Below are 23,884 nucleotides of genomic sequence, written 5' to 3'. Positions count from 1 at the left end.
ATCCCGGAACGAACAAACCCGGCGCTTCTGAACGCCGGGTTTGTTTTCTTTCGACCAGACTGAACCGATGTCAGCTGCCAGACTTTCCAGACGTTTCTTCCGCTTCGTCGTCTTCGTCCACGGGGCCGTCGGGCAGGTTGAAAAAGCTGTCCGCATCCGAGAAATCTGCGGCAGAGTTTTCATCGTCATCATCATCCGCGGTTTCACCAGACAGCGTGAACGTCTCCAGACCCTCGATCGCCGTCGGAATTTTCGGTTCTGCGTCCATGCCCAGGCTCTGTTCCGTGCTCACCAGTTTGCGGCGCTCGTCGTCACTCATCACGGGTGCATCGGCTGCTTTCTTGGCTGCCGCTTTCTGTACGGCCGCGTCCAGCTCGGACTGTTTACACAGCCCCAGCGCGACCGGATCAATCGGCTGGATGTTTGAGATATTCCAATGGGTCCGCTCGCGAATCGACTGGATCGTCGGCTTGGTTGTACCGACCAGTTTGCTGATCTGGCCATCGCTAAGTTCGGGGTGAAACTTGACCAGCCACAGAATGGATGCCGGACGGTCCTGGCGTTTGCTGAGTGGCGTGTAACGCGGTCCGCGCCGTTTCTGCTCGCCTTCTGCTGCGGCATTGAACTTGAGCTGCAGTTTGTGCAACGCATTGTCCTGGGCCGCGTCGATCTCGTCCTGCGTCAGCTGGTTGTTGGCAATCGGATCAAATCCTTTGACGCCCTGGGCCACATCGCCGTCTGCGATGCCCTGAACCTCAAGCTCGTGCATTCCGACAAAGTCCGCGATCTGTTTAAAGCTGATTGTCGTGTTATCTACCAGCCAGACGGCTGTGGCTTTTGCCATGATCGGTTTTGCCATGTCTGTTCTCCTGCGACATCTCTTGTTTGCCCACATCTTTCCCGTCGCCTGGAAGGGCGGTCCCGGAGGCCGGAACGGGTTACCATTGTGGGGGAACTTGGGGTGTATATAGTCGGCGCAGCAAAATAAGGAAAGACCCAATGCGCAGCGTGCTGATCTGGTTTCTGATGACCTTTCCACTGGCGGCACCAGCCCAGGACCGTGCTGGCGTTTTTGACTACTATGTGATGGCGCTGAGCTGGTCACCGAACTGGTGCATACGCGAAGGCGACGCGCGCGGCTCGCCTCAGTGCGAGAGCAGTGCGGACCATGGCTGGATCCTGCATGGCCTCTGGCCGCAGTACGAAGCCGGCTATCCGGAATACTGCAACACGCCCGAACGCCAGCCCAGTCGGCGCATGACCGGGGAGATGGCAGACATTATGGGCACATCGGGGCTGGCCTGGCATCAGTGGAAAAAGCACGGCACCTGCACCGGACTGTCAGCCGCTGACTACTATGCACTGTCGCGCGAAGCCTATGCGCGGGTGGTCAGACCGCCCGTTTTCCGAAAGCTGGACAAAGCCGTCCGGCTGCCTGCATCCGTTGTTGAGGAAGCCTTTCTGCGGGACAATCCGCAGTTTGAAACGGACATGATCACTATCACCTGCAAGCAGGGGCAGATTCAGGAGGCGCGGATCTGCCTGACACGGGATCTGGAGCCGCGTCGCTGCGGACGGGACGTGCAGCGCGACTGCACCGCAACCGATGCGCTCTTTACGCCGATCAGATAACTGCGAACGCCGTCCGAGCCACAGATGCGATCCGCTGCGTTCATTCCCGTGAGATGCCTGCAATCCGCCCGGACAGTAGATGGGCTGGCCGTCTGGGGGTTTCGGGGTAAACAAACCAGTGCGATGAACAAATCGGTCATTTCTGCTCGGCCCGGGCTTATCGCCATTCATGAACCGCGACAATTCGGTGCGGCCCGCATCAAATGCGGTGCCATCGTTTTTGTTTGAGCCGGCAGGTTTTGCGTACCCGGCAAAAGCAATTGCACGCCTCAGAGTTGTGATTTTGTCTTTCAATCATGGCCTGCCGGTGGCAGCCTGCGGTGAATGAAATCAAACAGGTAGGTTATGCGAAAATATTGTGTCGCACTGTTGTGTTTTGCCTCCCCCGTCGCAGGCGATACGATTGTCGCCTACAGTCAGCCGAACTCTGTGGTCGTTTACCTTGAGGGCGCTGAAGTCACCCGGAACGTCATCCTCGACCTGCCCGCCGGGCGCCACACAGTTGTTCTCCCCGATCTGCCCCCGGACGTGGCGTACCAGCTACCACGAATTTCAGTGACGAACGCGGTAACCGGCGCCGTGTCCGTCCGGTCAGACGTGCTGCCCCTTCTTGCTGATGAGGAAACACCAGACATCATCGCTGCGCGCGAGCAACTTGAAGCCAGCAAATCTGCGCTCGCAGTGCATGCGGACATAGAAGAAGGCTTCAGGGCAAAAGCTGAGGCCGCAGAAACACAGATCGGATTTCTCAGGTCACTGGCTCTGAATGAAGGGTTAAACTCTGACCCGGAAAACCTGCGCCAGGTGATTGCCCTGGTCGGAGAGCAAACTGAACGTGCCCGGCAGGTGATACTGAACGCGCATAAATCTATCCGCGAATTGGCCCCCGCCCGCGCCGCGCTGGAAAAAGATGTCGCGACCGCACAGGCCGCTCTGACCGCCTTGCTGACCGCAAACGAGGGCCGGGTGCAGGCTTCTGTCACCCTGTCTTCCGGGAAAGCCGTGCAGGCGGAACTTACCGTTTCATATTTTGTATCGGCTGAATGGGAGCCAACATATGACGTTTCACTCGCCACCGGGGCGCCAGACCGGCTCGAAGTCAGGCGCGGTGCCGCGAACAGCCAGAAAAGCGGCGAAGACTGGACGGACGTAGAAATCGTTCTATCCACACTTTCGCCCGGCCAGGGGCTTGCCCCATCAGCAATTTACCCGCGCAAACGCCTCTTTACAGATCCGGTGCCGCCTGTCGAACTGCAACGCCGCAGTGATGGCGCTTTTGCGGAACCTGTTGTTGAAGCTCCGCTGCTCATAGAGGAAGCTGCAGGAGCGGTCTACGACGGGCCCGGAGTGGCATATGTCGTGCCGGAGCGTGTAACAATCGCGAATTCCGTTGATGACACGCTGATATCCCTGGATGCCCTGTCTTTTGAAGCGCAGGTGTTTGCGCGCGGCATCCCGTTGCGTGATGATACGGCTTTCCTCATGGCACGTTTCCAGAACACGTCCAACGACCCCTTTCTTTCAACAGAAAGAACGCTTGTCTCTGTTGACGGTCGCTTTGTGGGCACCCAACGGATGCCTGATGTTCCTGCCGGTGATGAAGCTGTGCTTGCCTTTGGCCCCATCCGGGAACTGCGTTTGGACCGGCAGGTTCTGGACAGGACCAAGGGTGACAGCGGTTTTGTCAGCCGTTCCAGTCGCCAGGAAGAAGACGTCAGAATTTTCGTCAGGAACCCTGGGTCGGAGACCTATGACCTGGAACTGCTCAACCGGGTACCCTACAATGAGCAGGAGGATCTCCGGATTTCCTACACAGCCGTGCCAGAGCCGGATGAGCAGAATGTGGAGTTCGGGCGTGGTATCCTGATGTGGCGGATGGAGATGACGCGTGGATCCGAAGCCGTTGTTTCTCTGTCAAAAACCCTCAGTTGGCCCGAAGGCAAAGTCCTGCGGTAAACGCCTGATCTGCAAAAGTCACGGATGCAGCCCACAGACATCGAACTCATGGGCTTTCCCCTTTGCCCGTCCCGAGCCAAAAAGATCCCGGCTGACCTGCTCCCCTGAAGTGTTCAGCATTCAGGGGCAGACTGTTCCCCAGCTGTGGAGTCAGACGATGAAGAGAAGCCGTTTCGGCGGCGTACGCGTGGCCCGCGAGTTGGATTGGATCGCCGAACTGCGCGGTTATCCTTGTTTGGTGGTCTCGGACAACGGGAACCGCCCGGTTTTACCCGAGACTGTTAAGCTCGTATTTCAAGCTGCAATGTTGTCTGTTTTCAAGCTTTGATAGTACGCATCTTCTGCTTCTTGCGGTGTGCTGTATCCAAGTGGCTCAAGAAGCCGCTTAGTATTGAACCAACCGACCCATTTCAGGGTTTCCCACTCAACCTGATCTTTGGATTTCCATGGGCCCAAGCGGTTGATGGCCTCGGCCTTGAACAAGCCAATCATCGTCTCGGCGGGCGCGTTGTGGTATGAGTCACCTACGCTGCCGACGGATGGTTCCAGTCCAGCATCGGCCAGTCCTTCAGTGTATTTGGTCGACACATATTGAGAGCCGCGATGAGAATGGTGAATGAGATTGTCCGCTGGTCTGCGTGCATAGATGGCCTGCTTCAAGGCATCCAAGACAAACTGCGTGTCCTGTGAGGTCGAGGCCTTCCAGCCAACAATTCGGTTGGCGAAGGTATCGATGACGAAGGCGACGTAGACCAAGCCGCGCCAGGTCGACACAAAGGTAAAATCAGACACCCAAAGCTGGTTGGGCTGAGAGGCGCGGAACTGTCTGTTCACCTTGTCTAATGGACAGATTTCAACAGGTTGGCCATGAGTTGTTCTGACCTTCTTACCGCGCCGTACGCCCTCAATGCCGATGTCTCGCATCAGACGCTCAACAGTGCAGCGGGCAATTTCAATCCGTTCCCGCTTTATCGCATGCCACAACTTACGTGCGCCACAGACCGAACGGTTTTCCTGCCAGACACGCAACAGTTCAGGGCGCAACTCTTCATCACGTTTGGCCCGATCCGGCGCTTGATCCGGATCGCGCGCAATGACCTGATGATCATAGAACGTCGAAGGGGCGATCTGCAGAACTCGGCATACCGGCTCGACCCCATGTTGACCTCGATGGTCCCTGATGAACCCGATCATTTCCAAAACGGGCGATCGAGCGCCGCACGGGCAAAATAAGCAGATGCCTTTTTCAATATCTCGTTCGCCTGACGCAACTGCCGGTTCTCACGTTCAAGCTCTTTGATCCGATCCCGCTCTGCCGTGGTCAATCCCCCACGCAGACCGCTGTCCGTCTCATGCTGCTTTATCCAGATGCGCAAGCTCTGTACCGGCTGCATCCAACCTTCTGCGAAACCGATGAAATCGCGGCTGACCTGCTTCGATATTCGCTCTCGTGATCCAAGACCATGCGTACAGCACGTGCACGCAATTCGTCTGGATATCTCTCTCCAAAGTTCTTCTTTTCCATAACCCAGTATCCTTACTTCCGGGTCTCCGGCAAACAAAGGGCGGTTCAAACGGGACGGAGCTGACCAGAAATGCGATGCTGAAATGGCAAGAAGGTCGAAAGGTCGGCTCGCATAACATCGCACCGGGCAAACCAGTGCAGAACGGTCTGGTCGAGAGCTTCAGCGAACGGATGCGTGAGGAATGCCTGAAAGAATACCTGTTCCCGTCTCTGCGCCATATCGTCGTCCATTGTACTCGGACCAGAGGCGTAAAATGAACGACCATGATTGCGGCATGGCGCGCAGATTACAATCACAGCCGGCCTCTCTCCAGCCTAGCTGGTCTGACGCCACACGAATATGCGAACCCGTCAAAGGACGACCAGAACCTGAACAGAGCCAACCAACAGACCGGACCACAGAGGGGCGCAGTTCAGAGTCTATACCGCGAAAACGGATGGCGGCGGCACAGGCCTGACCAGACGGCTCTATGTGATCCACCCTTATTCTCTGTGTTGCGCCTGCGCGTCGGTCACCAGACCACCGCAGCGAACCAGGACAGAAACACCATACCGAAAACACGTGCTCCTCATGCACCTGGAAACTGCCAGACAGGCAATATCTCATGAGGTGTGGATTTCGGCAGGCTGTCGCCCGATGGGCTGATCATGTCGATCTGCGGATTTTTCGGGCCGCCCGGGGCGTGAGGCCGGAAAACGCGCGGAAAAGCCAGGCGGAGAACGACGCCCGGACCCATCCAAAAAATCTTGACGCAAGGGAAGGTATGCAGCAAAATATGTCGCATTATCTGTAAGCGATTGGAAGAAAAAGATAATTGACTGCGCTGCCGACTAATCGCTCTGGTATCAGAGCAACGCAGTCAAAGGGACTGGGTACATCTATGAATACTGTATTTTCTATGGCCGGGCATCTGGTGTCGCGGCAAAAGCAATCTGCGATCCGGGCTACAGCACTTGGCGTGATTATGGCCTGCGCGGGTGCCGCATCCGTATCGGCAGCAACAGTCGTACAGACTGTTACCTTCAAAGCGGAAGACATGGATCTTTTTGTCGAGACCGCTGTGCCGAGTGCTGTTGTGATCGGGAACTCCAAAGAGGACAGCGACGAAGAAACGGTGCGCTCCACGGAGGAATTTCTGCCGTTCGATACCACTCTGGGTACACTGACCGGTGTGACATGGGTTTTTGACATTCAGGCTGACCTGGCCACGGATTCGATCTACGGGTGCACGGCGCTGATATCTTTAACATGCCTGATGGATACGACCCTCACGACAAAGCTGAGCGCCAGCGTGACAGCTTCGGTGAAGGGAACGACGACAAAGGAAATTACTGTTGGCCCGGGTCAGACAATCGAGTTTGAATTTCCGCAGAACAATGTACTGACAACGACACTGGATCCGATCACAGAAACGCTGACGCCTTCCGGTACGGGGTTGGTCGGCTGTTTTGCGCAGGAGATAACGGGCCTGGGCGACGGTTGTAAGACTGAAGAAACCTATACCGATGAGATACAGGAGACCAAAACGGACGATCCGCTCGACGCCTACGCCAATGGCAGGATTGCCCTTAATTTCGCGGCTATCCTGGAGGGAACAATCGATACCGACTGCCGGGTCCTGGGGCTTGTTGGCAGCTGCTACAGCCGGAATTTTCCGGAAGCCAATGTGAGCGCCTTTGTGTCGCTGACCTATGAATACACACCGTTCCAGGATCCCGATCCCGTTGACGATGACGATGGCGATGCAGCTGATGTATCCGCGGTGCCGTTGCCCGCCGGGTTCCCGATGCTGTTTGCCGGGCTGGGGTACCTTGGACTGATGGCGCGCCGCAAAAAGGCGGCCTGATCCAGGCAGCGACATCGTGTGACGGGCGGGGCGTGCAGATGTCCCGCCTTTTTCACGCGCACTGGCCATTGCGCCGCGCGCTGTCCGGCGGACACAAAAAAGGCCCCGGCGGAACACCGGGGCCTTTTTGCGCAGTTTGTCCTGTGCGTCAGCTGAACACGCGGGTCAGCGCGGTGTCGACCGCTTCGACGATCTGGTTGATGTCGTCTTTGGTTGCGATCAGCGCGGGCGAGAAGCACAGCGTGTTGTTCTTGCTCGGGATCGAGCGGTTGGTGGCACCGATGATGACGGCCTGGCTCATGCAGTCTTTGACAACGGCCTGAACCTGGGCTTCGGCCAGCGGCTCTTTGGTGTCGCGGTCTGCCACCAGTTCGGCGCCCAGGAACAGGCCCTTGCCGCGCACGTCGCCGATGACGGCGTGTTTGTCCTGCAGCGCGCGCAGCTGGTCGAGCATATAGTCACCCATGGCCACGGTATTGCCGAGCAGGTCCTCGTCCTCGATGATGCGCATGTTTTCCAGCGCTGCCGCCGGACCCGCCGTGCAGCCGCCAAAGGTGGAGATGTCACGGAAGTAGTTCATGTGATCCGTCGCGTCGTCCATGAACATGTCAAAGACGGCGTTTGTGGTCGCCAGAACAGATATCGCCGCATAGCCCGAGGCCACGCCTTTGGCCATTGTCACCATGTCCGGCTGGATGCCGTAGTGCTGATAGCCGAACCATGTGCCGGTCCGTCCGACGCCGCAGACAACCTCGTCGATGTGCAGCAGGATGTCGTACTTTTTGCAGATCTCGGCAACGCGGGGCCAGTAGCCGTCGGGGGCCTCGATCACACCGCCACCGGCTGTCACGGGCTCAAGGCAGAGCGCGCCCACGGTGTCGGGGCCTTCGCGCAGAATGACCTCCTCGATCTGGTTGGCGGCCCATTCGCCGTAGTTCTGATCGGGCGCACCTTCCTGCTCGTGCTTGCGGTATTCCAGGCAGTGCGGCACACGCACGAAACCGGGGGCGAAGGGGCCGTATTGCGCATTGCGCTCGTCCTGGCCGCCCGCGGACATCGTGGCCAGAGTGGAGCCGTGATAGTCGCGGTCGCGGTAGAGGATTTTGTATTTCTTGCCGCCATAGCGTTTGTGGGCGATCTGGCGCACCAGTTTGAACGCCTTCTCGTTCGCCTCGGAGCCGGAGTTGGCATAGTAGACGCGGTCGAGGCCGGGCATTTTGGAGATCAGCTTTTCAGCAAAAAGCGCGCCGGGCACGGTGCCGACGGTGCCGCCGAAGAAGTTCATTTTGACGATGGCGTCGCGCACAGCGTCGCCCATGCTCTCGCGGCCGTAGCCCACGTTGACGGTCCAGACGCCGCCGGAAACCGCGTCGATATGCTCGATGCCTTTCTGGTCCCAGACGCGCAGGCCCTTGCCTTCGATGATGATCTTGGGGTCAGCGCCGGTAAAGAAGGGCTGGTGCTGGATGAGGTGGTGCCAGACATTCGCGCGGTCCGCTTCGATCACGCGGCTGATGTCGTTTTCGCTGAAATTGCCGTCCATGGGTCAGGCCTTTCCTTATACATAGAATCAGGTGAAATCGGATGGCTTTTGATCCGGTTTAAACCGACATGACTGTTTTTCCGGCGTTTCAAGTAGGGCCAGAAGCCTGCCAAAGATAAGGCCAGAAATGGCCGTCTGGCAAGCGGTTCTGCGCGTGCCACCGGGGAATCCGAGATATTTCAGGACCTTCGGCATGAATTTGAGCACGGATCGCGCAGCGGGTATCCGGCTGCCGGACCGCTGCCAGAGTTCTGCGGCGCGCGCGGGTCAGAACTGGACTTATGGTGATGCGGAAACTGGACATTTAACGAAAGCGCCGGGCGTCGTCAGTATGTCGCGCGCCGGATTGACGCGCGTCCGGCAGCCTGCCGGACACGGCTGCCAGAAGGGCGCAGAGGCAGGGCTGAATATTCAGGCAGGTGCCATGAATTCAGGCTGGCGTCTCAACTCGGCTCTTGCAGGCGCAGTGAATCTGACATTGGATACAGGCGTGCAAGGAAGAAAGAACGGCGGCGCCAAGGCCGCCACGCACTATAAACGCCGGCCAGTGAAAGCCGGTGAATGATCAACGGGAGAAAACAATGATCAAAAAGACAGCATGCGCTTTTGTAGCAGGCGCAGTTATGGCGATGACGGCACAGACCGCCACCGCAGACGGCCACGGTGAGATCACCGTCGGTTACTTCCTGGAATGGCCGATGCCTTTCCTCGCAGCCAAGGCGTCGGGTGCTTATGACGAAGCACTGGGCATGAAAGTAAACTGGGTTTCCTTTGAAACTGGTACAGCCATGTCTGCTGCCATGGCATCGGGCGACGTTCAGCTGTCCGTATCCCAGGGCGTTCCGCCTTTCGTTGTTGCCACATCCGGCGGCCAGGACATCCAGATCGTAGACGTTGCGGTTTCCTACTCTGACAACGACAACTGCGTTGTTGCCGAAGCGCTGGAAATCGACAAGGACAGCGCGGGCGAACTGGCCGGCAAGAAAGTCGCCGTGCCGCTGGGAACAGCTGCGCACTACGGCTTCCTGCGTCAGATGGACCACTTTGGTGTGGACCTCGCGTCGCTGCAGATCGTGGACATGGCGCCGCCGGAAGGTGCTGCTGCTCTGAGCCAGGGCGCTGTTGATTTCGCCTGCGGCTGGGGCGGTGGTCTGTCCCGCATGAAGGAATACGGCAACATCCTGCTGACCGGCGACGAAAAGCAGGAACTGGGTATCCTGGTGTTTGACGTTACATCGGCTCCTGCCTCCTATATTGCTGAAAACGGCGATATCGTTGCGAAGTTCCTTGGCGTGACAGCGGCTGCAAACGCCGACTGGAAAGAAAACCAGAGCGAAGAAATGCTGGCCGTCATCGCCGAGCAGTCCGGTATGGACCTCGAGGCGGCACGCGGTTCCATCGCGGGCTTTAAATTCCCGTCCGTGGAAGAGCAGCTTTCCTCTGCATGGTTCGGCGGCAACGCGGCACCCTTCATGAAAGGTGTTGCAGACGTCTTTGTTGAAGCGGGTTCCATTGACTCCGCGCTCGACAGCTATGCTGACACAGTGAACACCGGACCGCTCGAAGCCGTAGCGGCAGCCGGCGGCTCCTGACAATAAAGAGCGGCGCGGGGCACCCCCCGCGCCGTTTTACTTCAGTGCGCAGAGGCAGGATTAAGCCTGCCCGGCCAACCGCCCGATACGGGCGCACCAGGTGGGGACCACATGACCGGATTATCCATAAACAATTTATCCATGCGCTTTGATCTGCCGAACGGCGATCATGTGCAGGCGCTGCAGGATGTATCGCTGGACCTCAAGGCGGGTGAGCTGCTGAGTGTCCTCGGACCATCGGGCTGCGGCAAGACAACGCTTCTGAATATCGTGGCCGGTTTTCTGGCACCGACTGCGGGCGAGCTGATCCTGAACGGGCACAAGGTGACCGGGCCGGACGCGGAACGCGGCATGGTGTTCCAGCAGGGCGCGCTGTTTGAGTGGATGTCCGTGCGCGAGAATGTGGGCTTTGGCCCCTCGATGAAGGGCACGCCGAAAAAGGACAAGGACGAGACGGTCAACCACCTGCTGGATGTCGTCGGTCTGCAGGATTTCAAGGAAAAGGCGGTGTACGAGCTGTCGGGCGGCATGCAGCAACGCGTGGCCCTGGCCCGGTGCCTGGCCAATGACCCGGACGTCATTCTGATGGATGAGCCGCTGGGCGCCCTTGATGCGCTGACCCGCGAGAAGATGCAGAGCCTTGTGCTCAAACTGTGGAAAGAGACGGGCAAGACGATCATTCTGATCACCCACTCGGTCGAAGAGGCCTTGCTGCTGGGCGAGCGTCTGATCGTTATGGCGCCGCGCCCCGGTCGGATCCACAAGGAATACCGTCTGCCCTTTGCCGATCTGGGCGTTGATGCGGACCTGCGCGAGGTCAAGAAACATCCCGAGTTCGGGCCCAGGCGCGAAGAGATCCTGAACATGATCTGGGATATGGAAGAAGAAATTATGGGCGGAAAGGAGGACGCGGCATGATCCCTCTGATCATTTACGTTGTCATCTTTGTTGTTGCCTTTTTTGTGGTGACCAAAGTCGTCCAGGGCGCGGGCCTCAGGGATTATACATCGCTCAAGACCGTGACCTTTGGTGACGAGAGCGCGGTGCGGCCCAACCGGGCGGCGGGGGTTATCTCGATCCTGACGATCTTCCTGATGTGGGGGATTTTTACGGGCTCCAGCCTGCTGCCGGGGTTCCTGCACGCGCCGGGCCCTTATGAGGGCACGACCACCTTTACCTATACCGCCCAGGTCGAGGGTCAGGCCCCCGACGATGCGACGGTCACCGTTGTGGTGCACCCGCGCGAGGTCGATACCGATGCGCCCGAGGTCGATCCGGGTGACGGGTTCGCCAGGAACGATTCCGCGGCCATTGCACAGTGGCGCACGGGTCTGATCAATGTGGCCCGCAACGATGACATCTCCAAGGCGGATGGCAATAAGGTCATTGCCATCAACGGCCAGAAGATCGCGCCCGGTGAGACGGTGGAAGTTGAGGGCGGTGCGGTGACCCTGTCCGACAAGGGCACGCCGAACTTTGAGCCGACGCGCGGCTGGCAGATGGAGCCGCTTTATCTGCCCTCGCCAGAGGCTGTCTGGGTGCGCTCTATCGAGATCGCCAAAGAGGGCTTCCGGAACTTCACCCTGCTGGAGCATCTGGGCTACTCGCTCTTCCGCGTTGTGGTGGGCTTCTTCTTTGGTGCGCTGGTGGGCATTCCGCTGGGCTATGCCATGGGTCTGAGCGACTGGTTCCGCGGGTGGTTTGACCCGATCGTGGAATTCATGCGCCCGGTGCCACCGTTGGCGCTGATCCCGCTGGTGATCATCTGGGCCGGGATCGGGGAGGCCGGTAAGATCATTCTGCTCTTCCTGGCGGCCCTGTGGATCATGGCCATTGCGGCACGATCCGGTGTGTCGGGGGTGAAAATCTCCAAAGTGCACGCGGCCTATTCGCTGGGCGCCAGCAAGTGGCAGATCATGCGCCACGTCATCGTGCCCAACTCGCTGCCGGAGATCTTTACCGGTGCGCGGGTGGCCATGGGTGTCTGCTGGGGCACGGTGGTTGCGGCCGAGCTTGTCGCCGCCGAACAGGGCGCCGGTATGATGATCATGACCGCGTCCAAGTTCCAGAACACCGACATCGTGATCATGGGGATTATCCTCATCGGGGTCATCGGTTTCGGCATCGACATGCTGATGCGCTGGGCCGAACGCCTCCTGGTGCCCTGGAAGGGCAAGGGATAATTCCCCTGCAAATTGCAGATGCGGGGCCCTTCGGGGCCCCGTTTTCGTGTCAGGCGTGCACTTTTGCGTGACACAGGCCGCAGGGAAAAATAATCGCGTTCATCTGCGGTCAAGGTCCTTGTGTAATCCTTTCACTCAGGTAACCCTGAGGAAACGGGCAGAAAAGGCAGACTACATGACAGTTGAGACACCCTCCGGGGCGGACGCATATGCGGACGCGACCCCTGTATCGGCTGCGGGCTGGGTCCGTATTCTGGCAGGATACCGTGAACCGGATACGCTGCGATCCACCTTTGAGATCGGTGTCAGTCTGATCCCCTTTGCGGCAATCTGGACAGTGGCCTGGCTGCTGATCCCTGTCAGCCCGCTGGCGGCAGCGGCACTGGCCTGTGTGAACGGTCTGTTCCTGCTGCGGCTTTTCTGCATCCAGCACGACTGCGGGCATGGCTCTTTCTTTTCCAACCGGACGCTCAGCGACTGGATCGGGCGTGCCATCGGTGTGCTGACGCTGACGCCCTATGACGTCTGGCGGCGGTCGCATTCGATGCACCATTCGGGGGCGGGCAACCTGCAGCGGCGCGGCATGGGCGATGTGCTGACCCTGACGCTGGAGGAATACCGCGCGCGCAGCTGGTTCGGGCGCCTGCGCTACCGGGCCTATCGCAATCCGCTGGTGCTTTTTGTGCTGGGGCCGGCCTATGTCTTTTACGTCGAAAACCGCGTGCCGCTGGGTCATATGGACGCCGGCTGGCGCATCTGGGTCAGCTCGGTCGGGACGACGCTCTGTGCCGGTCTGATGGTCGGTCTGATTGCCTGGTTCGGCGGGCTGATGCCGCTGCTGCTGATCTTTGTGCCCACAACCCTGGTTGCGGCAACGCTTGGGGTCTGGCTCTTTTACGTGCAGCATCAGTTCGAGGAAACGCACTGGGATCATCCCGAGGACTGGGACATGCATGACGCAGCCCTGCACGGATCATCGCACTATGTCATGCCAGGCTGGCTGCAGTGGTTCACGGCCAACATCGGCATCCACCACGTGCATCATCTTTACAGCCGCATCCCCTTTTACCGCCTGACCGAAGTGCTGCGCGATCACGCAGATCTGGCCCAGGCGCAGCGGCTCAGCATCGCCGAGAGCCTCGCCTGTGCGCGCCTGCATCTGTGGGATGAAAGCCAGCGCCGCCTGCTGTCCTTTGCAGAGGCGCGCGCGGCCTGATCCTCTGACCCCTCAGGGCTTGCCGCGTTTCGGCGTGGCATTGGGCCCTTTGCCTGCAGATTTCTGACCCCGTTTATTCGGCGGCACAAAGCGCTTTGACGTATCTGCTGCGCGTTTGCGGCTGGCGCTGTCATCGCGCGCGCCTTCGGGTTTTCCGCCGGGTTTACCTGCGGGCTTGCCCGCCGGTTTGCCTGCGGGTTTCCCGAACGCTTTGCCATCCGGTCTGCCGCCGGGTTTCCCCCCCGGTTTCCCAAAGGGTTTGCCTGCCGGTTTTCCGGGCCGTTTGTCCCCGCCGCGGCCTGCGGGCCGCTCGTCCCAGTCGCCCTGGTTTTCCGCATCGCGCTCTTTACGGGCGGTTTTGGCGGCGGCGCGGTTTTCTTTTGTCCAGACGGGTTTGGCTCTGGCGCCAGTGCGCTCTGCCGGTGCCGCAGCCCCCGATTTCGCCTTTGGCTTCTCACCCGGTTTCATGGGCGAGCGGTCTGTTTTATGGGACTTGGGCGGTTTTTTCCCCTTGGGGGCCGCTGCCGGTTTCCGGGGTTTGCTGTCCGCTGCGGGCTTTTCGCGGCGCGGTGCGCGGGCCGGGGCAGCATCGGGGTCATATGCCGGTTTGTCCGGGCGCGGGCCCCTGTCGGGCCTGCCTTTGCCGCGTTCCTCGCGGGGGCCGCGTTTTTCCGGGGCGGGCGGGCCGTCCCGGCGGGTCAGGGTGACACCGTCCTCCAGTTTCATGTCGGGCCCGAGGGTGGACATCAGCGCATCAACGCGGCTCTCCAGTACCTCGACAAAGCTTTCGCCCGGGCGGATGCGGATGGCACCGATGTCGTCTTTTGTCAGATCCCCCCGGCGGCAGATCATCGGCAGCAGCACACGCGGCTCTGCCCCGTCGTTGCGCCCCATAGAAACAGAGAACCACACCGACGGACCAAAGGCCTGACGGGGCCGGTCATCAGGAGTTGCGGCATCGCTCAGATCCTCGGGCGCGGAACTGCGCGCGCGGTAGAGATTGACGAACCCGGCAGCCAGCTGCTCAGCGGTGAACTCAGCGGCCAGACGCGCTGCCAGACCCTGCACTTCTTCCGCGACCGGATCGGTCCAGACGCTGTCTTCCAGCAGGCGGGTCTCGTCCATTGCGGTGACCTCGGCGGCCGAGGGCGGTTCGGCCCAGGTCACTTTCAGTTTGGCCCAGCCGATCAGACGGTTGGCTTTGGTGCGGAATTTCGGCGGGACGATCAGCGCAGAGACACCTTTGCGGCCTGCGCGGCCCGTGCGGCCCGACCGGTGCAGCAGCGTATCGGCGTTGGAAGGCAGATCGGCGTGGATCACCAGCTCGAGATTGGGCAGGTCGATGCCACGCGCGGCTACATCGGTGGCCACACAGACCCGCGCGCGCCCGTCGCGCAGCGCCTGCAGCGCGTTGGTCCGCTCGGATTGCGTCAGCTCGCCCGAGAGTGCCACAACGGAGAACCCGCGGTTTGTCAGTTTGGTGGTCAGGCGTGCGACAGCGGCGCGCGTGTTGCAGAAAACGATGGCATTGCGCGCCTCATAATAGCGCAGCACGTTGATGATGGCGTTTTCGGTATCGCGCGGATGCGTATTGAGCGCGCGGTATTCGATGTCGGCGTGCTGGCGGGCCTCGCCGGCGGTGGTCACGCGATGCGCGTCTTTCTGGTAGCTTTGCGCCAGTTTGGCGATGGCCGCCGGAACGGTTGCGGAAAAGAGCAGTGTGCGGCGGCTTTCAGGGGCCTCCGAGAGAATAAACTCCAGCTCTTCGCGAAAGCCCAGGTCGAGCATTTCATCGGCCTCGTCCAGCACGACCGCGCGCAGGGAGGACAGATCGATGTTGCCGCGTTTGATGTGGTCGCACAGGCGGCCCGGCGTGGCCACAACCACATGGGCCCCGCGATCAAGCGCACGGCGTTCGCTGCGCTGGTCCATGCCCCCCACACAGGAGGTCACCTCAGCCCCGGCCTCGCCATAAAGCCAGGTCAGCTCGCGGCGCACCTGCATGGCCAGCTCGCGCGTTGGCGCAATGACCAGGGCAAGGGGCGCTCCGGCGCGGCCGAAATGGGTGTCCTGGCCCAGCAGCGTGGGCGCAATGGCAAGCCCGAAGGCCACGGTTTTGCCGGATCCGGTCTGGGCAGAGACCAGCAGATCGGCGGCCTCCAGGGCGGGGTCGGTGACGGCTTCCTGCACGGGGGTCAGTGTTTCGTAACCCTGACGGGCAAGAGCGTCGGAAAGTGTCTGTATCACGGAATGTCCAGTCTGTTGTGCGGTCTGCGCCGCAGGGCGCAGGGGGCTGCGCCGGGGTCAGAGGCGTCGTTATGCCTTTCCGTGCCGGGAGTCGATGCCTTTCCGCGCGGGTGGGTTAAGAGCGGGGGCACAGGGGTGCGCACCATTGCGGGGCGCGGGCGTCCGGGGCAGACTGCGCACAGTCAGCAAGAAAGAGGTTTTGTGATGTCCCTGCGCCCCCTTGGTCTTGATCCCGCGCTCTGTCTGATCGGCGGGGCGTGGCAGCCACCTGCAGGCGGTGACCTGCTGCAGCTGACCGACCCGTCCATGGGCGGGACGCTCTGCGACATTGCCCGGGGGGGTGCTGCGGATATCGATGCCGCGGTGTGTGCGGCGCAGGCCGCGCGGGCGGGCGAGTGGGGCCGTGCCACGGCCTCCGAGCGGGGCCGCATTCTGGCGCGCACCGGACAGCTGGTGCTGGAGAACGCGGAGCATCTGGCAGAGCTGGAGGCGCGCGATGTGGGTAAACCGCTGAGCCAGGCCCGCGCTGATGTCACGGCTCTGGCCCGTTACATGGAGTTTTACGCAGGGGCCGCCGATAAGGTACATGGTGCAACAATTCCCTATCTGGAGGGGTATACCGTTTACACCCTGCGCGAGCCGCACGGGGTCACGGGCCATATCATCCCCTGGAATTATCCGATGCAGATCATCGGCCGGTCGGTCGGGGCGGCCCTGGCCATGGGCAACGCCTGTGTTCTGAAACCGGCCGAGGAGGCCTGCCTGACCGCACTCGCCTTTGCAGAACTGGCCCGCCGCGCCGGGCTGCCGGACGGCGCGCTGAATGTGGTGCCGGGCACGGGGGCCGAAGCGGGTGCGGCGCTGAGCGCGCATGCGGGCGTGCAGCATATCTCCTTTACCGGTTCGGTGGGTGTCGGGCGGCTCATTCAGCAGGCGGCAGGCACCAATGTGGTGCCGGTTACGCTTGAGCTGGGCGGCAAATCCCCGCAGCTGGTGTTTGAGGACGCCGATATCGACGCGGCTCTGCCTTTTCTGGTGAACGCGGGCATCCAGAACGCGGGTCAGACCTGCTCGGCGGCCTCCCGCATCCTGGTGCAGCGTGGGGTTTTGGAACAGGTGACAGAGGCCATGGCCGCGCGCTACAGCGCCCTGCGGGTCGGCCCGGCGATGGAAGATCACCATGTCGGGCCCCTGATTTCGGCCCGGCAGCAAAAGATCGTCAACAGCTATCTCGCGGCGGGCGCGGATCTGGACCGCGTGGCCACCGGCACCATCCTGGACAGCGCGCCTGCGGGCGGAGCCTATGTCACGCCTACGCTCTTTGCCGGCGTGCCGCCCGCGCACCGTCTGGCGCAGGAGGAGATATTCGGCCCCGTGCAGGTGATCATCCCCTTTGAGGATGAGGCCGAGGCGCTGCAGATCGCAAATGGCACGGACTATGGCCTCGTGGCCTCGGTCTGGACGCGGGACGGCGCGCGCCAGATGCGCCTCGCCAAAGCACTGCGGGCGGGCCAGGTTTTTCTCAACAACTATGGCGCGGGCGGCGGTGTGGAACTGCCCTTTGGCGGCACGGGCCTGTCCGGGCACGGGCGCGAAAAAGGTTTTGAGGCGCTCTATGCTTTTTCATCGCTCAAGACAGTGGCAGCACGACACGGTTGATTTTTGCCCGTGTAAAGGGGTCGGTATCTTTCCGGTGAGCGGAGATGCGCGGCGCTGTCGCTGGTTGGAATTGAGGTGAAACCGAAATCGTCTGCAGACAAACGGCCTGTCGGCGAAGGTCTGAATTGCGGACCTAGCCGTCTTTGAAGCTGCAAACTCGAATGTCCGGTTTTTGAAGCCGCTTTCGGGTTTCCACCAAGGCCATACCATCGACAATCGAACTTTCAATGCGCGTCACGGCATGTTAAATAGTTGAAAACATTGCGCCAAAACCAACCTGTGCTAGCTTTGAGCATCGATACGCGGACCGAGCTTTTGATTGGCGCTTTCGTTCAGGAAGCGTCTCACAACGTCCTTTGCTGACCATCGTAGAAAAGTGACAAATAATCGCAAAACTGGGGCGCATAAATAGCGGCCCAGTGCCATGCGCAACAATCAAATAATATCCCTAAACAGTTTAGTTACTGAATCTTTCGAGACCTCAGCGGCTCTTTTCAGATCATCAGGCGCCTGCGTAAGACGGTGTACGTAGTCAATCCCATCTGGCAGGTTTATCCCGAATAGCTCTTCCCCGTTTGGGCCACTGCCCGCTTCGAGATGATCAACAGATAGGTTTATTCGCCGGCTACGGTCTCTGTAAATCGCGCCTATACGACCGCCATACAAGAGTTGGAGAAATGACGCTTGCAAAGAGAGTTTCCAAGACTTTTCCGGGCGATACTGTTCATCCTTACGGCGAGTTAGCAGCCCCAAGACCTTTGTTGCTCCAAGGCTCAAGGCTGACTCGACAGCGATCTGTTGTAGCAACCCACCGTCCATTACCCGCAACCCATCAATATCCTTTGGTCGCCCGGCTATAAACGGAAGCGTTATCGATGCCTTTAGACAGCTCCTATAATGCTCGTAGTCTTTGAATTCGCTCACTATGTGCGGTTCGCCAGAGTCGATATCGGTCATAACGATGTATAACCTCGGAGAGATGTCTTTCAGGCGTTGAAAGTCTATTGGCTTAATCTGCATCATAACATGATCAACGAGGTACGAAGTATCCATGATATCGCGGCCCCAGAGCAATCGCCGCGTGTCAATGAACTCCTTTCCAATCAAGTCCTCGTAGAAGATTCTTGTACCGAAATTTGCTTGCCCGCTTGCAAAGTAGGCGCCTGCTGCCGCACCGGCAGACGACCCGTGGACACTATCAAAGCAGTCCGTGAGCCCTAGATCTTCTAATGCCGAAACCATTCCTCCGGCCGCAACGCCCCGCATTCCGCCGCCTTCGACAACCAAGGCAATATGATCACCATCGTTGTCTTTGCCCGCAACATAGCCATCCTTTGCTCTACCTTTCAGCGCCCGAATGATGTTGCTATCCGCCATTACGTCATATCTCCGATATCGTTTGAAAGTCGCCCCTTGTCAAAGAGCGCCAAGTTTGCAGCCCAAACTCTAGTATTGTTTTGATCCCCGCGAATATGCTGCCAGAACCAGTACAGAGTAAAAGCTTCTAGGAAAATCATAGCGAAGTAGATTGTTTCATCCGAAAATGGCATTGTGACCACTTTCTGAGTTAGTATTGATATGTCCACAAATAATGGAGCGCTAACCAATCCTATCAGCAAAACGACGACCACATTTATCGCTGATCTCAAACCCCAACCATATGTGATCCCCTTTATCTCACCTGAAAACTGCGCTTGCCTGCTAGCCGCCATCAAAGAGAGGCCATAAACAAAGCCGACGGCGACAATGGGAATCACGAAAAGCTGCGGGAGAAATGCTACGAAGACTCCGAGGGACGTGCCTATAAGTGAGAAGAACCTCGCGAAGGCCCTAGGGAAACCACGAGTTGAATGCTGGATGTAGGCTCGGTTTACGCGATCGATGTAAGACACCCATAATATGTGAACTATGAAGTGCGGTAGGTAAAAGATTGGATTAATGTAATAATCTGGGACTGTGAAGAAAACCGAGTCAGGCAGAAGCGCGTAAAAAGCTTTAAAGTAAGATGCCATCTCTTCCGAAAAGATAACGCGGAGGAGCCCAAATATCACAAACGCGAACACTGCAAGATAGCTCAATGAGAAAAAGCCTGCCCGAGTACTCTCAATCGCTCGCGGAAACGACTGAGGCCGTGTCAATCGCCGGGTTTCAAATGCATTATCAGTCAATGATCTCATCGCATTCACACCACGCGAATGAATGTCTAGTTTCTCAGATTTGAGAATACGGTCAGAAAGCCTGTCATGCACTAAACGGAAGTGTTGGATATTGCCCTTAATAGAGACCTGTATTATATGAATTGAACTCAGATATTGAAGAACGCCCTGGACGTCATCGATCGGAAAGTGTGCTACGCTAGCTACTCGTCGCGCCGAGCACGCGGAACCCGCACTGACATTTTCAGCTGCAAGCGCAAATATCACTGTATCGTACAATGCTCGGTTATCGATTTGGCAGGTTGTAGCTACCCAGCTCTCGTATGCAGCATCCAGAAGAACATCCACAAAACCGTTTATGTCATGCGCGTTGTTCAGTCTAAGATGGTATTCTGCTCTATTGCCCAAGACTTCATACAAATAGCCGCCGAGTCTTAGCGCAAAGGAGTCAGCATGCATCTGGCTCGCAAACCGCGATATACCAAATATCCGATCTGCTATCTCTCGTGAGCCGAACTTGTCATAAACCTGTCCAGACACCTTGTCGAAAATACCGGGATCATCATGGCTATTAATTCCCCAGAGGAAGTAAAACTCGATGACTTCATCGATATTTTCGCCGTTTGCCTTTGTGTTAAACAGATTGCTCAGAGATCCAAAGAAATGGTCGCTTCGCACAGCGAAAACGGTACGCACTGAGTCGATGTCGCGAAGCGTTTTAAGTATGCGATGAACAAGCTTGGTCTTCCTCTCAAATTGGGCTTGATCAAGCTTTGACTCTCTTTCTGAAAGAAAAAGATACCTTTCAACTTGATCGAACAAGAACACTGCCTTTGTACCCGCTAAGGCAGAATTAATGCGCTGACCTATGTCCTTGAGTAGTTCGGCGGAATGGGTGCCTTCGTCAGCTTCAAGCTTCTGGTTCAACTCGAACAATTCGTCTGAGAAGGAACTATCAGGACTTGCTGAAGCTACCAAACGGAGAAGACTAAAGACATATTCATCGTACTCATCTAGAGGTGCTAGAACATGGTATCCCTTCAGTTCTTCCGCGAGTAGATGATTTAACACTACCGACTTGCCGGATCCGGTTGGAGCAACGAGCAAGAGATGTTTGTGGGGGTGATCGATCAGTCTTTGAGCAATGTCCGAGCTGATTTTCCGCGGCCATGGTTGCCAGTTTTCCCTTGCAGAAAAGGGATCAAATAGTGTCTCTCCCGCGGGAAGCTTATGCCGTCGCCCGAGCTTGAGCGCGTGCCAACCGGTTTGTATCAGAACTACCGCAATGGCTATTAGAAACAGAATGCGGATGGCAATCGGCAGGTCGCCGATCTCTATAGAAAACACAGCAAGCGCCGCGGTGACGAGACCAACTGCCAAGACGGCAGGGTTTTCACTCGCCGACCTCACCGTACGTGCAAATCCGCTCGACCTTTCTGCCATGACGCTGCCCTGTACACTTGCCCTTGCTGTCACAGTACCTTTAGCCACAGTGTTGGCAAGTAGGCGGATGCGATCTTCGCCGCGGCCGCGCCGATGGCGGCTTCGGCGAAACCGGATTCCAAAAGGCGGCCGCTTTCAAGGTTCAGAGACGGTTTTACTGTTTGGCTCTCCAACACGATTCTTGGGAGAAACCAGGTCGAAGCAACCCTAACGCGGTTCTATCTCTCCAAGAACACTGCGATCAATCACACTGTGGAATTGCTCGAGAAAGGCCAAGGGCCCAAAGGACAAATCCTAGGCGGCTTCAACTTGCTGGACCACATCCACTCTCTCAATCGCCTCAGCAAGGACTCGGCGATACTGAAACACGCAGCCGAAGTTACGAAGGACTCGGTGGTCGACTGCTTCTTGAACGCCCGCCACTAGTCCACGAGTTGATTAATCTGTGCTGCGTATCCGTCTGTTTGCTCGATCATTTGCTTGATTTCTTGCTCACTAAGCGGGAACAGATCATGACGCCCTGCGCGCCTTTCTATGAGCAACAACTCTGAATCCATTTGGCTTAACTTACCAAACTCTTCCGAGGATGCGATCCTTCGTCCATTTGGGGCTGTTTGAAAGTAGTCGGCAAATATCACAACAATGCTACCGATAGCAGTGAGTATGGCGCCGAGAACCTTTTGCCAAGCTTCGCCAAGATCGGTTGCCGTTGCAACTGCAGTAATAACGCCGGCCAACGCCGCTACGATCGCGCCGAAAAGCGTAATGCGACGCGAACGTTTCATCATCTTGAGAACCGCTGCCAACAGGCTATCCATCTCTTGGCGAAGAGGTTGCAAGCTCTCCAGTAAGAAATCGCGCATGTCGTCTAAAGCGGAAGCCACGCCACCAGAGTTGGCACCCTTAGTCTGAGCGGTGTTGCCACCAGGGTGCACCCTGTTGACCAAATTCCTCAACTCATCGGGATTCTTTGTCCGTTCCATCAATGCTCACTTCCTAGTAGCTCACAAGTGTTCTCTAGCGCGCCCATAACAACTCCCAAACCGAGCCGTCGCGCTCAGTAAAAACTTTGGTCGCTGCAATTAGGACCCCAAAACCGAGCCCAAACACCATCCCATAAGGCAACCCAGCTATGATCAAGTATGTGTACCTTTGGAACAAAGGCTTAGCGGTATCCCAGAAACCTTCGTGGGCCCACGATTCGACAGATTGAATGAATCCGGTAAGCGCGAGCAACCCAACCATGAGTGCCAAAGCCACACCAGCACTTATTGTGCCTACTAGGGCCCCTGCTGTGCTGCGTAAGAGCCGTCGGCCGGTGAATGTCTCAAGCCGATAGTTTGAAATGCAGAACGCCATGACAGCGACCGCAACAACGGAAAACGGGATCACAAAGTTTGGCTCGAGGAACGGTCGATCGAACTGTCCAAAATAAGCAGTAATCACTGGGCCAACAACGATTCCTGCCAGAAGACTACCCAGCATTGAACCACCCAAGACCAAAACAGGTTGTGGCAGTTCAAAGAAGTGCGCTGGCTTGCCACGCGTCGCCCATTCAATGAAATGCATTGAGAAGAAACCAAGAGCCGCCAGAATGTAGGTTCCTGCGAGTGAGCCCTCGACCAGGAGCTGTGCCAGCCGTGGGCAATCCGCAGGTGTCGCGAAGTGAGCCCAATGGTATCCAGGGCAGTCCGCCTCCAGCACAACCCAATATTCGTCTTCATGACGCCAGTCGAACCAATACGGTACCATCACCAAAGCTGACGCGATGATCCCGCCAAGGGTTCCTCCAACTGCTCCGTAGGTGCCCGCAGAAGACCACTTGAAAAGGCGGAACGCCCCTTCTCGCTGCCATTCTGGTGTCTCACCACGCACTCGCCGGTAAGCCCGCCCTATGCCAAAAAGAAATACTGCGGACGTCAAAAACAAAACTGCTAAAGAGAGAACCACCCAAAGCCACCGGTCCTTTCCGCCGAAGAACTCTGCAACTGCTGCATCGTAAACCACAACGCAAAACGTGAAGAGTGCCACCACGAAAGCCATCATCGCCATAGCATTCCCAACGAGAAAAAGAAGAGAGCTTGGGTTGAAGAAATAACTTGCACTAAGTGAGGTGCTGTCCCAAGTCTTCTGGTACGCGGGTTTTCCGTCTTCAGTAATGATGTGTGCAGTATCTTCCCTGACGCTGTTACGCACCCTCGCCATCAGCACTGACAATGGCAGATCGACTTCGTGGATGAACCGAGCGAGTGCGTCTGCGTAAGGGCTGTTCGGCCGCCCGCCCACCCCATCATAGGCTGGTTCGCCCGGCGCCGCTGAAAAAGAAATGAAAGTATTGTCAGCCGCATCGAAATCAGCCAGCCCGCGCTCGATTTTTGGAGCCTGACCCGGCGGCAAACCCCTGCTTCGTACGATTTCGATTTGCGGCGTTTTAGTGTCTGTGTAGTGGCGACAAGCATCAAGAAAGACCAACCGTCTATGTGAAAAATCCGATATCTTGTCGACTAAGCTCTGCAGATCGTACGCGACTGCGGCCTCTTTCCTTCCACAAGGCAACAGATAGTTGATCCCTCCATCCTGAAAACCATGGCCAGAAAAATAGAATATAGCGCTGTCAACGCTTTCGAGTGAGGTGAGGCGTGCCACAAAGCGGTCGATTGCACGATCCATACCCGCACGATCCAGATTCTGATACATGTGAACTTCGAAACCAACCTCTTCGAGCCGTTGTGAGATTAGCTCGGCATCGTTTGCGGCGTTAGGTAGTTTTCCACCATCGTCGTATTCAGAATTTCCTATGACTAAAGCTGCGCAGCCAACATTTTTTTTTGGCATCGGAAACAAATCATGGGCCCTTTAAAGCAGATTTCAAAAAATATGCGGAA

16 protein-coding genes, 2 pseudogenes and 1 other annotated feature are annotated in these 23,884 nt (G+C 57.9%); of the genes and pseudogenes, 10 read left to right on the top strand and 8 right to left on the bottom strand.

What is annotated here, in order from left to right; all coding sequences use genetic code 11:
* Positions 1 to 70 precede the first annotated feature (70 nt).
* Entirely contained in the window at positions 71 to 859 is a 789-nt protein-coding gene (locus Q1A34_RS10275; RefSeq protein WP_300033513.1) for a DUF1013 domain-containing protein, read from the bottom strand.
* A gap of 140 nt (positions 860 to 999) precedes the next feature.
* On the opposite strand from Q1A34_RS10275, the gene Q1A34_RS10270 reads away from it, so the two are divergent.
* Together Q1A34_RS10270 and Q1A34_RS10265 are read left to right on the top strand one after the other, a co-directional pair.
* Positions 1,000 to 1,632 (top strand): ribonuclease T2, encoded by a 633-nt coding sequence (locus Q1A34_RS10270; RefSeq protein WP_300033512.1) that lies wholly within the window; start codon positions 1,000 to 1,002, stop codon positions 1,630 to 1,632.
* Between the two features lie 345 nt (positions 1,633 to 1,977).
* Positions 1,978 to 3,588, top strand: coding sequence for a DUF4139 domain-containing protein (locus Q1A34_RS10265; RefSeq protein WP_300033511.1), 1,611 nt, complete (start codon positions 1,978 to 1,980; stop codon positions 3,586 to 3,588).
* 294 nt (positions 3,589 to 3,882) lie between these two features.
* On the opposite strand, the pseudogene Q1A34_RS10260 reads toward Q1A34_RS10265, so the two are convergent.
* A pseudogene (locus Q1A34_RS10260) lies at positions 3,883 to 5,113 on the bottom strand (IS3 family transposase).
* Positions 4,708 to 4,824 (bottom strand) — a sequence feature (AL1L pseudoknot). Its footprint overlaps the pseudogene before it by 117 nt.
* A gap of 48 nt (positions 5,114 to 5,161) precedes the next feature.
* On the opposite strand from Q1A34_RS10260, the pseudogene Q1A34_RS10255 reads away from it, so the two are divergent.
* A pseudogene (locus Q1A34_RS10255) lies at positions 5,162 to 5,503 on the top strand (transposase); the annotation flags it as partial.
* A 491-nt stretch (positions 5,504 to 5,994) separates the two neighbouring features.
* Positions 5,995 to 6,960: a VPLPA-CTERM sorting domain-containing protein gene (locus Q1A34_RS10250; protein ID WP_300033510.1), complete on the top strand. Its 966-nt coding sequence runs from the start codon at positions 5,995 to 5,997 to the stop codon at positions 6,958 to 6,960.
* Positions 6,961 to 7,108: 148 nt separating this feature from the next.
* Here Q1A34_RS10250 and Q1A34_RS10245 read toward each other — a convergent pair whose 3' ends face one another.
* Positions 7,109 to 8,503 (bottom strand): aminotransferase class III-fold pyridoxal phosphate-dependent enzyme, encoded by a 1,395-nt coding sequence (locus Q1A34_RS10245; RefSeq protein WP_300033509.1) that lies wholly within the window; start codon positions 8,501 to 8,503, stop codon positions 7,109 to 7,111.
* 127 nt (positions 8,504 to 8,630) lie between these two features.
* On the opposite strand from Q1A34_RS10245, the gene Q1A34_RS10240 reads away from it, so the two are divergent.
* The 5 genes from Q1A34_RS10240 (at position 8,631) to Q1A34_RS10220 (ending at position 13,494) form a co-directional block, all read left to right on the top strand.
* Positions 8,631 to 9,068: a hypothetical protein gene (locus tag Q1A34_RS10240; RefSeq protein WP_300033508.1), complete on the top strand. Its 438-nt coding sequence runs from the start codon at positions 8,631 to 8,633 to the stop codon at positions 9,066 to 9,068.
* A 16-nt stretch (positions 9,069 to 9,084) separates the two neighbouring features.
* Positions 9,085 to 10,095, top strand: a complete 1,011-nt coding sequence (locus tag Q1A34_RS10235) for an ABC transporter substrate-binding protein (RefSeq protein ID WP_300033507.1) — start codon at positions 9,085 to 9,087, stop codon at positions 10,093 to 10,095.
* A gap of 111 nt (positions 10,096 to 10,206) precedes the next feature.
* The gene (locus Q1A34_RS10230) at positions 10,207 to 11,013 is read left to right on the top strand and encodes a taurine ABC transporter ATP-binding protein (RefSeq protein WP_300033506.1); all 807 of its coding nucleotides are present in this window, start codon (positions 10,207 to 10,209) and stop codon (positions 11,011 to 11,013) included.
* The gene (locus Q1A34_RS10225) at positions 11,010 to 12,278 is read left to right on the top strand and encodes an ABC transporter permease (RefSeq protein ID WP_300033505.1); all 1,269 of its coding nucleotides are present in this window, start codon (positions 11,010 to 11,012) and stop codon (positions 12,276 to 12,278) included. The genes Q1A34_RS10230 and Q1A34_RS10225 overlap by 4 nt, the downstream gene beginning before the upstream one ends.
* Positions 12,279 to 12,453: 175 nt before the next feature.
* Positions 12,454 to 13,494 (top strand): fatty acid desaturase, encoded by a 1,041-nt coding sequence (locus Q1A34_RS10220; RefSeq protein ID WP_300033504.1) that lies wholly within the window; start codon positions 12,454 to 12,456, stop codon positions 13,492 to 13,494.
* 12 nt (positions 13,495 to 13,506) lie between these two features.
* On the opposite strand, the gene Q1A34_RS10215 is transcribed toward Q1A34_RS10220, so the two are convergent.
* A complete protein-coding gene (locus Q1A34_RS10215) occupies positions 13,507 to 15,741 on the bottom strand; it encodes a DEAD/DEAH box helicase (RefSeq protein WP_300033503.1) in 2,235 nt (744 codons plus the stop codon).
* Positions 15,742 to 15,945: 204 nt separating this feature from the next.
* On the opposite strand from Q1A34_RS10215, the gene Q1A34_RS10210 reads away from it, so the two are divergent.
* A complete protein-coding gene (locus Q1A34_RS10210; RefSeq protein ID WP_300033502.1) occupies positions 15,946 to 17,400 on the top strand; it encodes an aldehyde dehydrogenase family protein in 1,455 nt (484 codons plus the stop codon).
* A 435-nt stretch (positions 17,401 to 17,835) separates the two neighbouring features.
* Here the strand turns inward: Q1A34_RS10210 and Q1A34_RS10205 are convergent, their stop codons facing one another.
* The 4 genes from Q1A34_RS10205 to Q1A34_RS10190 form a co-directional block, all read right to left on the bottom strand.
* Positions 17,836 to 18,777 carry a patatin-like phospholipase family protein gene (locus tag Q1A34_RS10205; RefSeq protein ID WP_300033501.1) on the bottom strand — a complete coding sequence of 314 codons (942 nt, stop codon included), beginning with the start codon at positions 18,775 to 18,777 and terminating at the stop codon, positions 17,836 to 17,838.
* Positions 18,777 to 21,047: a hypothetical protein gene (locus tag Q1A34_RS10200; RefSeq protein WP_300033500.1), complete on the bottom strand. Its 2,271-nt coding sequence runs from the start codon at positions 21,045 to 21,047 to the stop codon at positions 18,777 to 18,779. The genes Q1A34_RS10205 and Q1A34_RS10200 overlap by 1 nt, the downstream gene beginning before the upstream one ends.
* 374 nt (positions 21,048 to 21,421) lie before the next feature.
* A complete protein-coding gene (locus tag Q1A34_RS10195; RefSeq protein WP_300033499.1) occupies positions 21,422 to 21,982 on the bottom strand; it encodes a hypothetical protein in 561 nt (186 codons plus the stop codon).
* A 34-nt stretch (positions 21,983 to 22,016) separates the two neighbouring features.
* On the bottom strand, positions 22,017 to 23,834 hold the full coding sequence (locus Q1A34_RS10190; RefSeq protein ID WP_300033498.1) for a caspase family protein: 1,818 nt from the start codon (positions 23,832 to 23,834) through the stop codon (positions 22,017 to 22,019).
* Positions 23,835 to 23,884: the final 50 nt, after the last annotated feature.

It is taken from the genome of uncultured Roseobacter sp., from assembly GCF_947491795.1.
Taxonomy (GTDB): domain Bacteria; phylum Pseudomonadota; class Alphaproteobacteria; order Rhodobacterales; family Rhodobacteraceae; genus Roseobacter.
Note: the sequence above shows the minus strand (reverse complement) of the source record. Positions and strands in the feature narration are given on the sequence as shown.

What these genes read in the sequence shown, in the direction of transcription:
- Q1A34_RS10275 (WP_300033513.1), bottom strand. Translation starts at nt 859, where the DNA reads ATGGCAAAACCGATCATGGCAAAAGCCACAGCCGTCTGGCTGGTAGAT.
- Q1A34_RS10270 (WP_300033512.1), top strand. Translation starts at nt 1,000, where the DNA reads ATGCGCAGCGTGCTGATCTGGTTTCTGATGACCTTTCCACTGGCGGCA.
- Q1A34_RS10265 (WP_300033511.1), top strand. Translation starts at nt 1,978, where the DNA reads ATGCGAAAATATTGTGTCGCACTGTTGTGTTTTGCCTCCCCCGTCGCA.
- Q1A34_RS10250 (WP_300033510.1), top strand. Translation starts at nt 5,995, where the DNA reads ATGAATACTGTATTTTCTATGGCCGGGCATCTGGTGTCGCGGCAAAAG.
- Q1A34_RS10245 (WP_300033509.1), bottom strand. Translation starts at nt 8,503, where the DNA reads ATGGACGGCAATTTCAGCGAAAACGACATCAGCCGCGTGATCGAAGCG.
- Q1A34_RS10240 (WP_300033508.1), top strand. Translation starts at nt 8,631, where the DNA reads ATGGCCGTCTGGCAAGCGGTTCTGCGCGTGCCACCGGGGAATCCGAGA.
- Q1A34_RS10235 (WP_300033507.1), top strand. Translation starts at nt 9,085, where the DNA reads ATGATCAAAAAGACAGCATGCGCTTTTGTAGCAGGCGCAGTTATGGCG.
- Q1A34_RS10230 (WP_300033506.1), top strand. Translation starts at nt 10,207, where the DNA reads ATGACCGGATTATCCATAAACAATTTATCCATGCGCTTTGATCTGCCG.
- Q1A34_RS10225 (WP_300033505.1), top strand. Translation starts at nt 11,010, where the DNA reads ATGATCCCTCTGATCATTTACGTTGTCATCTTTGTTGTTGCCTTTTTT.
- Q1A34_RS10220 (WP_300033504.1), top strand. Translation starts at nt 12,454, where the DNA reads ATGACAGTTGAGACACCCTCCGGGGCGGACGCATATGCGGACGCGACC.
- Q1A34_RS10210 (WP_300033502.1), top strand. Translation starts at nt 15,946, where the DNA reads ATGTCCCTGCGCCCCCTTGGTCTTGATCCCGCGCTCTGTCTGATCGGC.
- Q1A34_RS10205 (WP_300033501.1), bottom strand. Translation starts at nt 18,777, where the DNA reads ATGGCGGATAGCAACATCATTCGGGCGCTGAAAGGTAGAGCAAAGGAT.
- Q1A34_RS10195 (WP_300033499.1), bottom strand. Translation starts at nt 21,982, where the DNA reads ATGGAACGGACAAAGAATCCCGATGAGTTGAGGAATTTGGTCAACAGG.
- Q1A34_RS10190 (WP_300033498.1), bottom strand. Translation starts at nt 23,834, where the DNA reads ATGCCAAAAAAAAATGTTGGCTGCGCAGCTTTAGTCATAGGAAATTCT.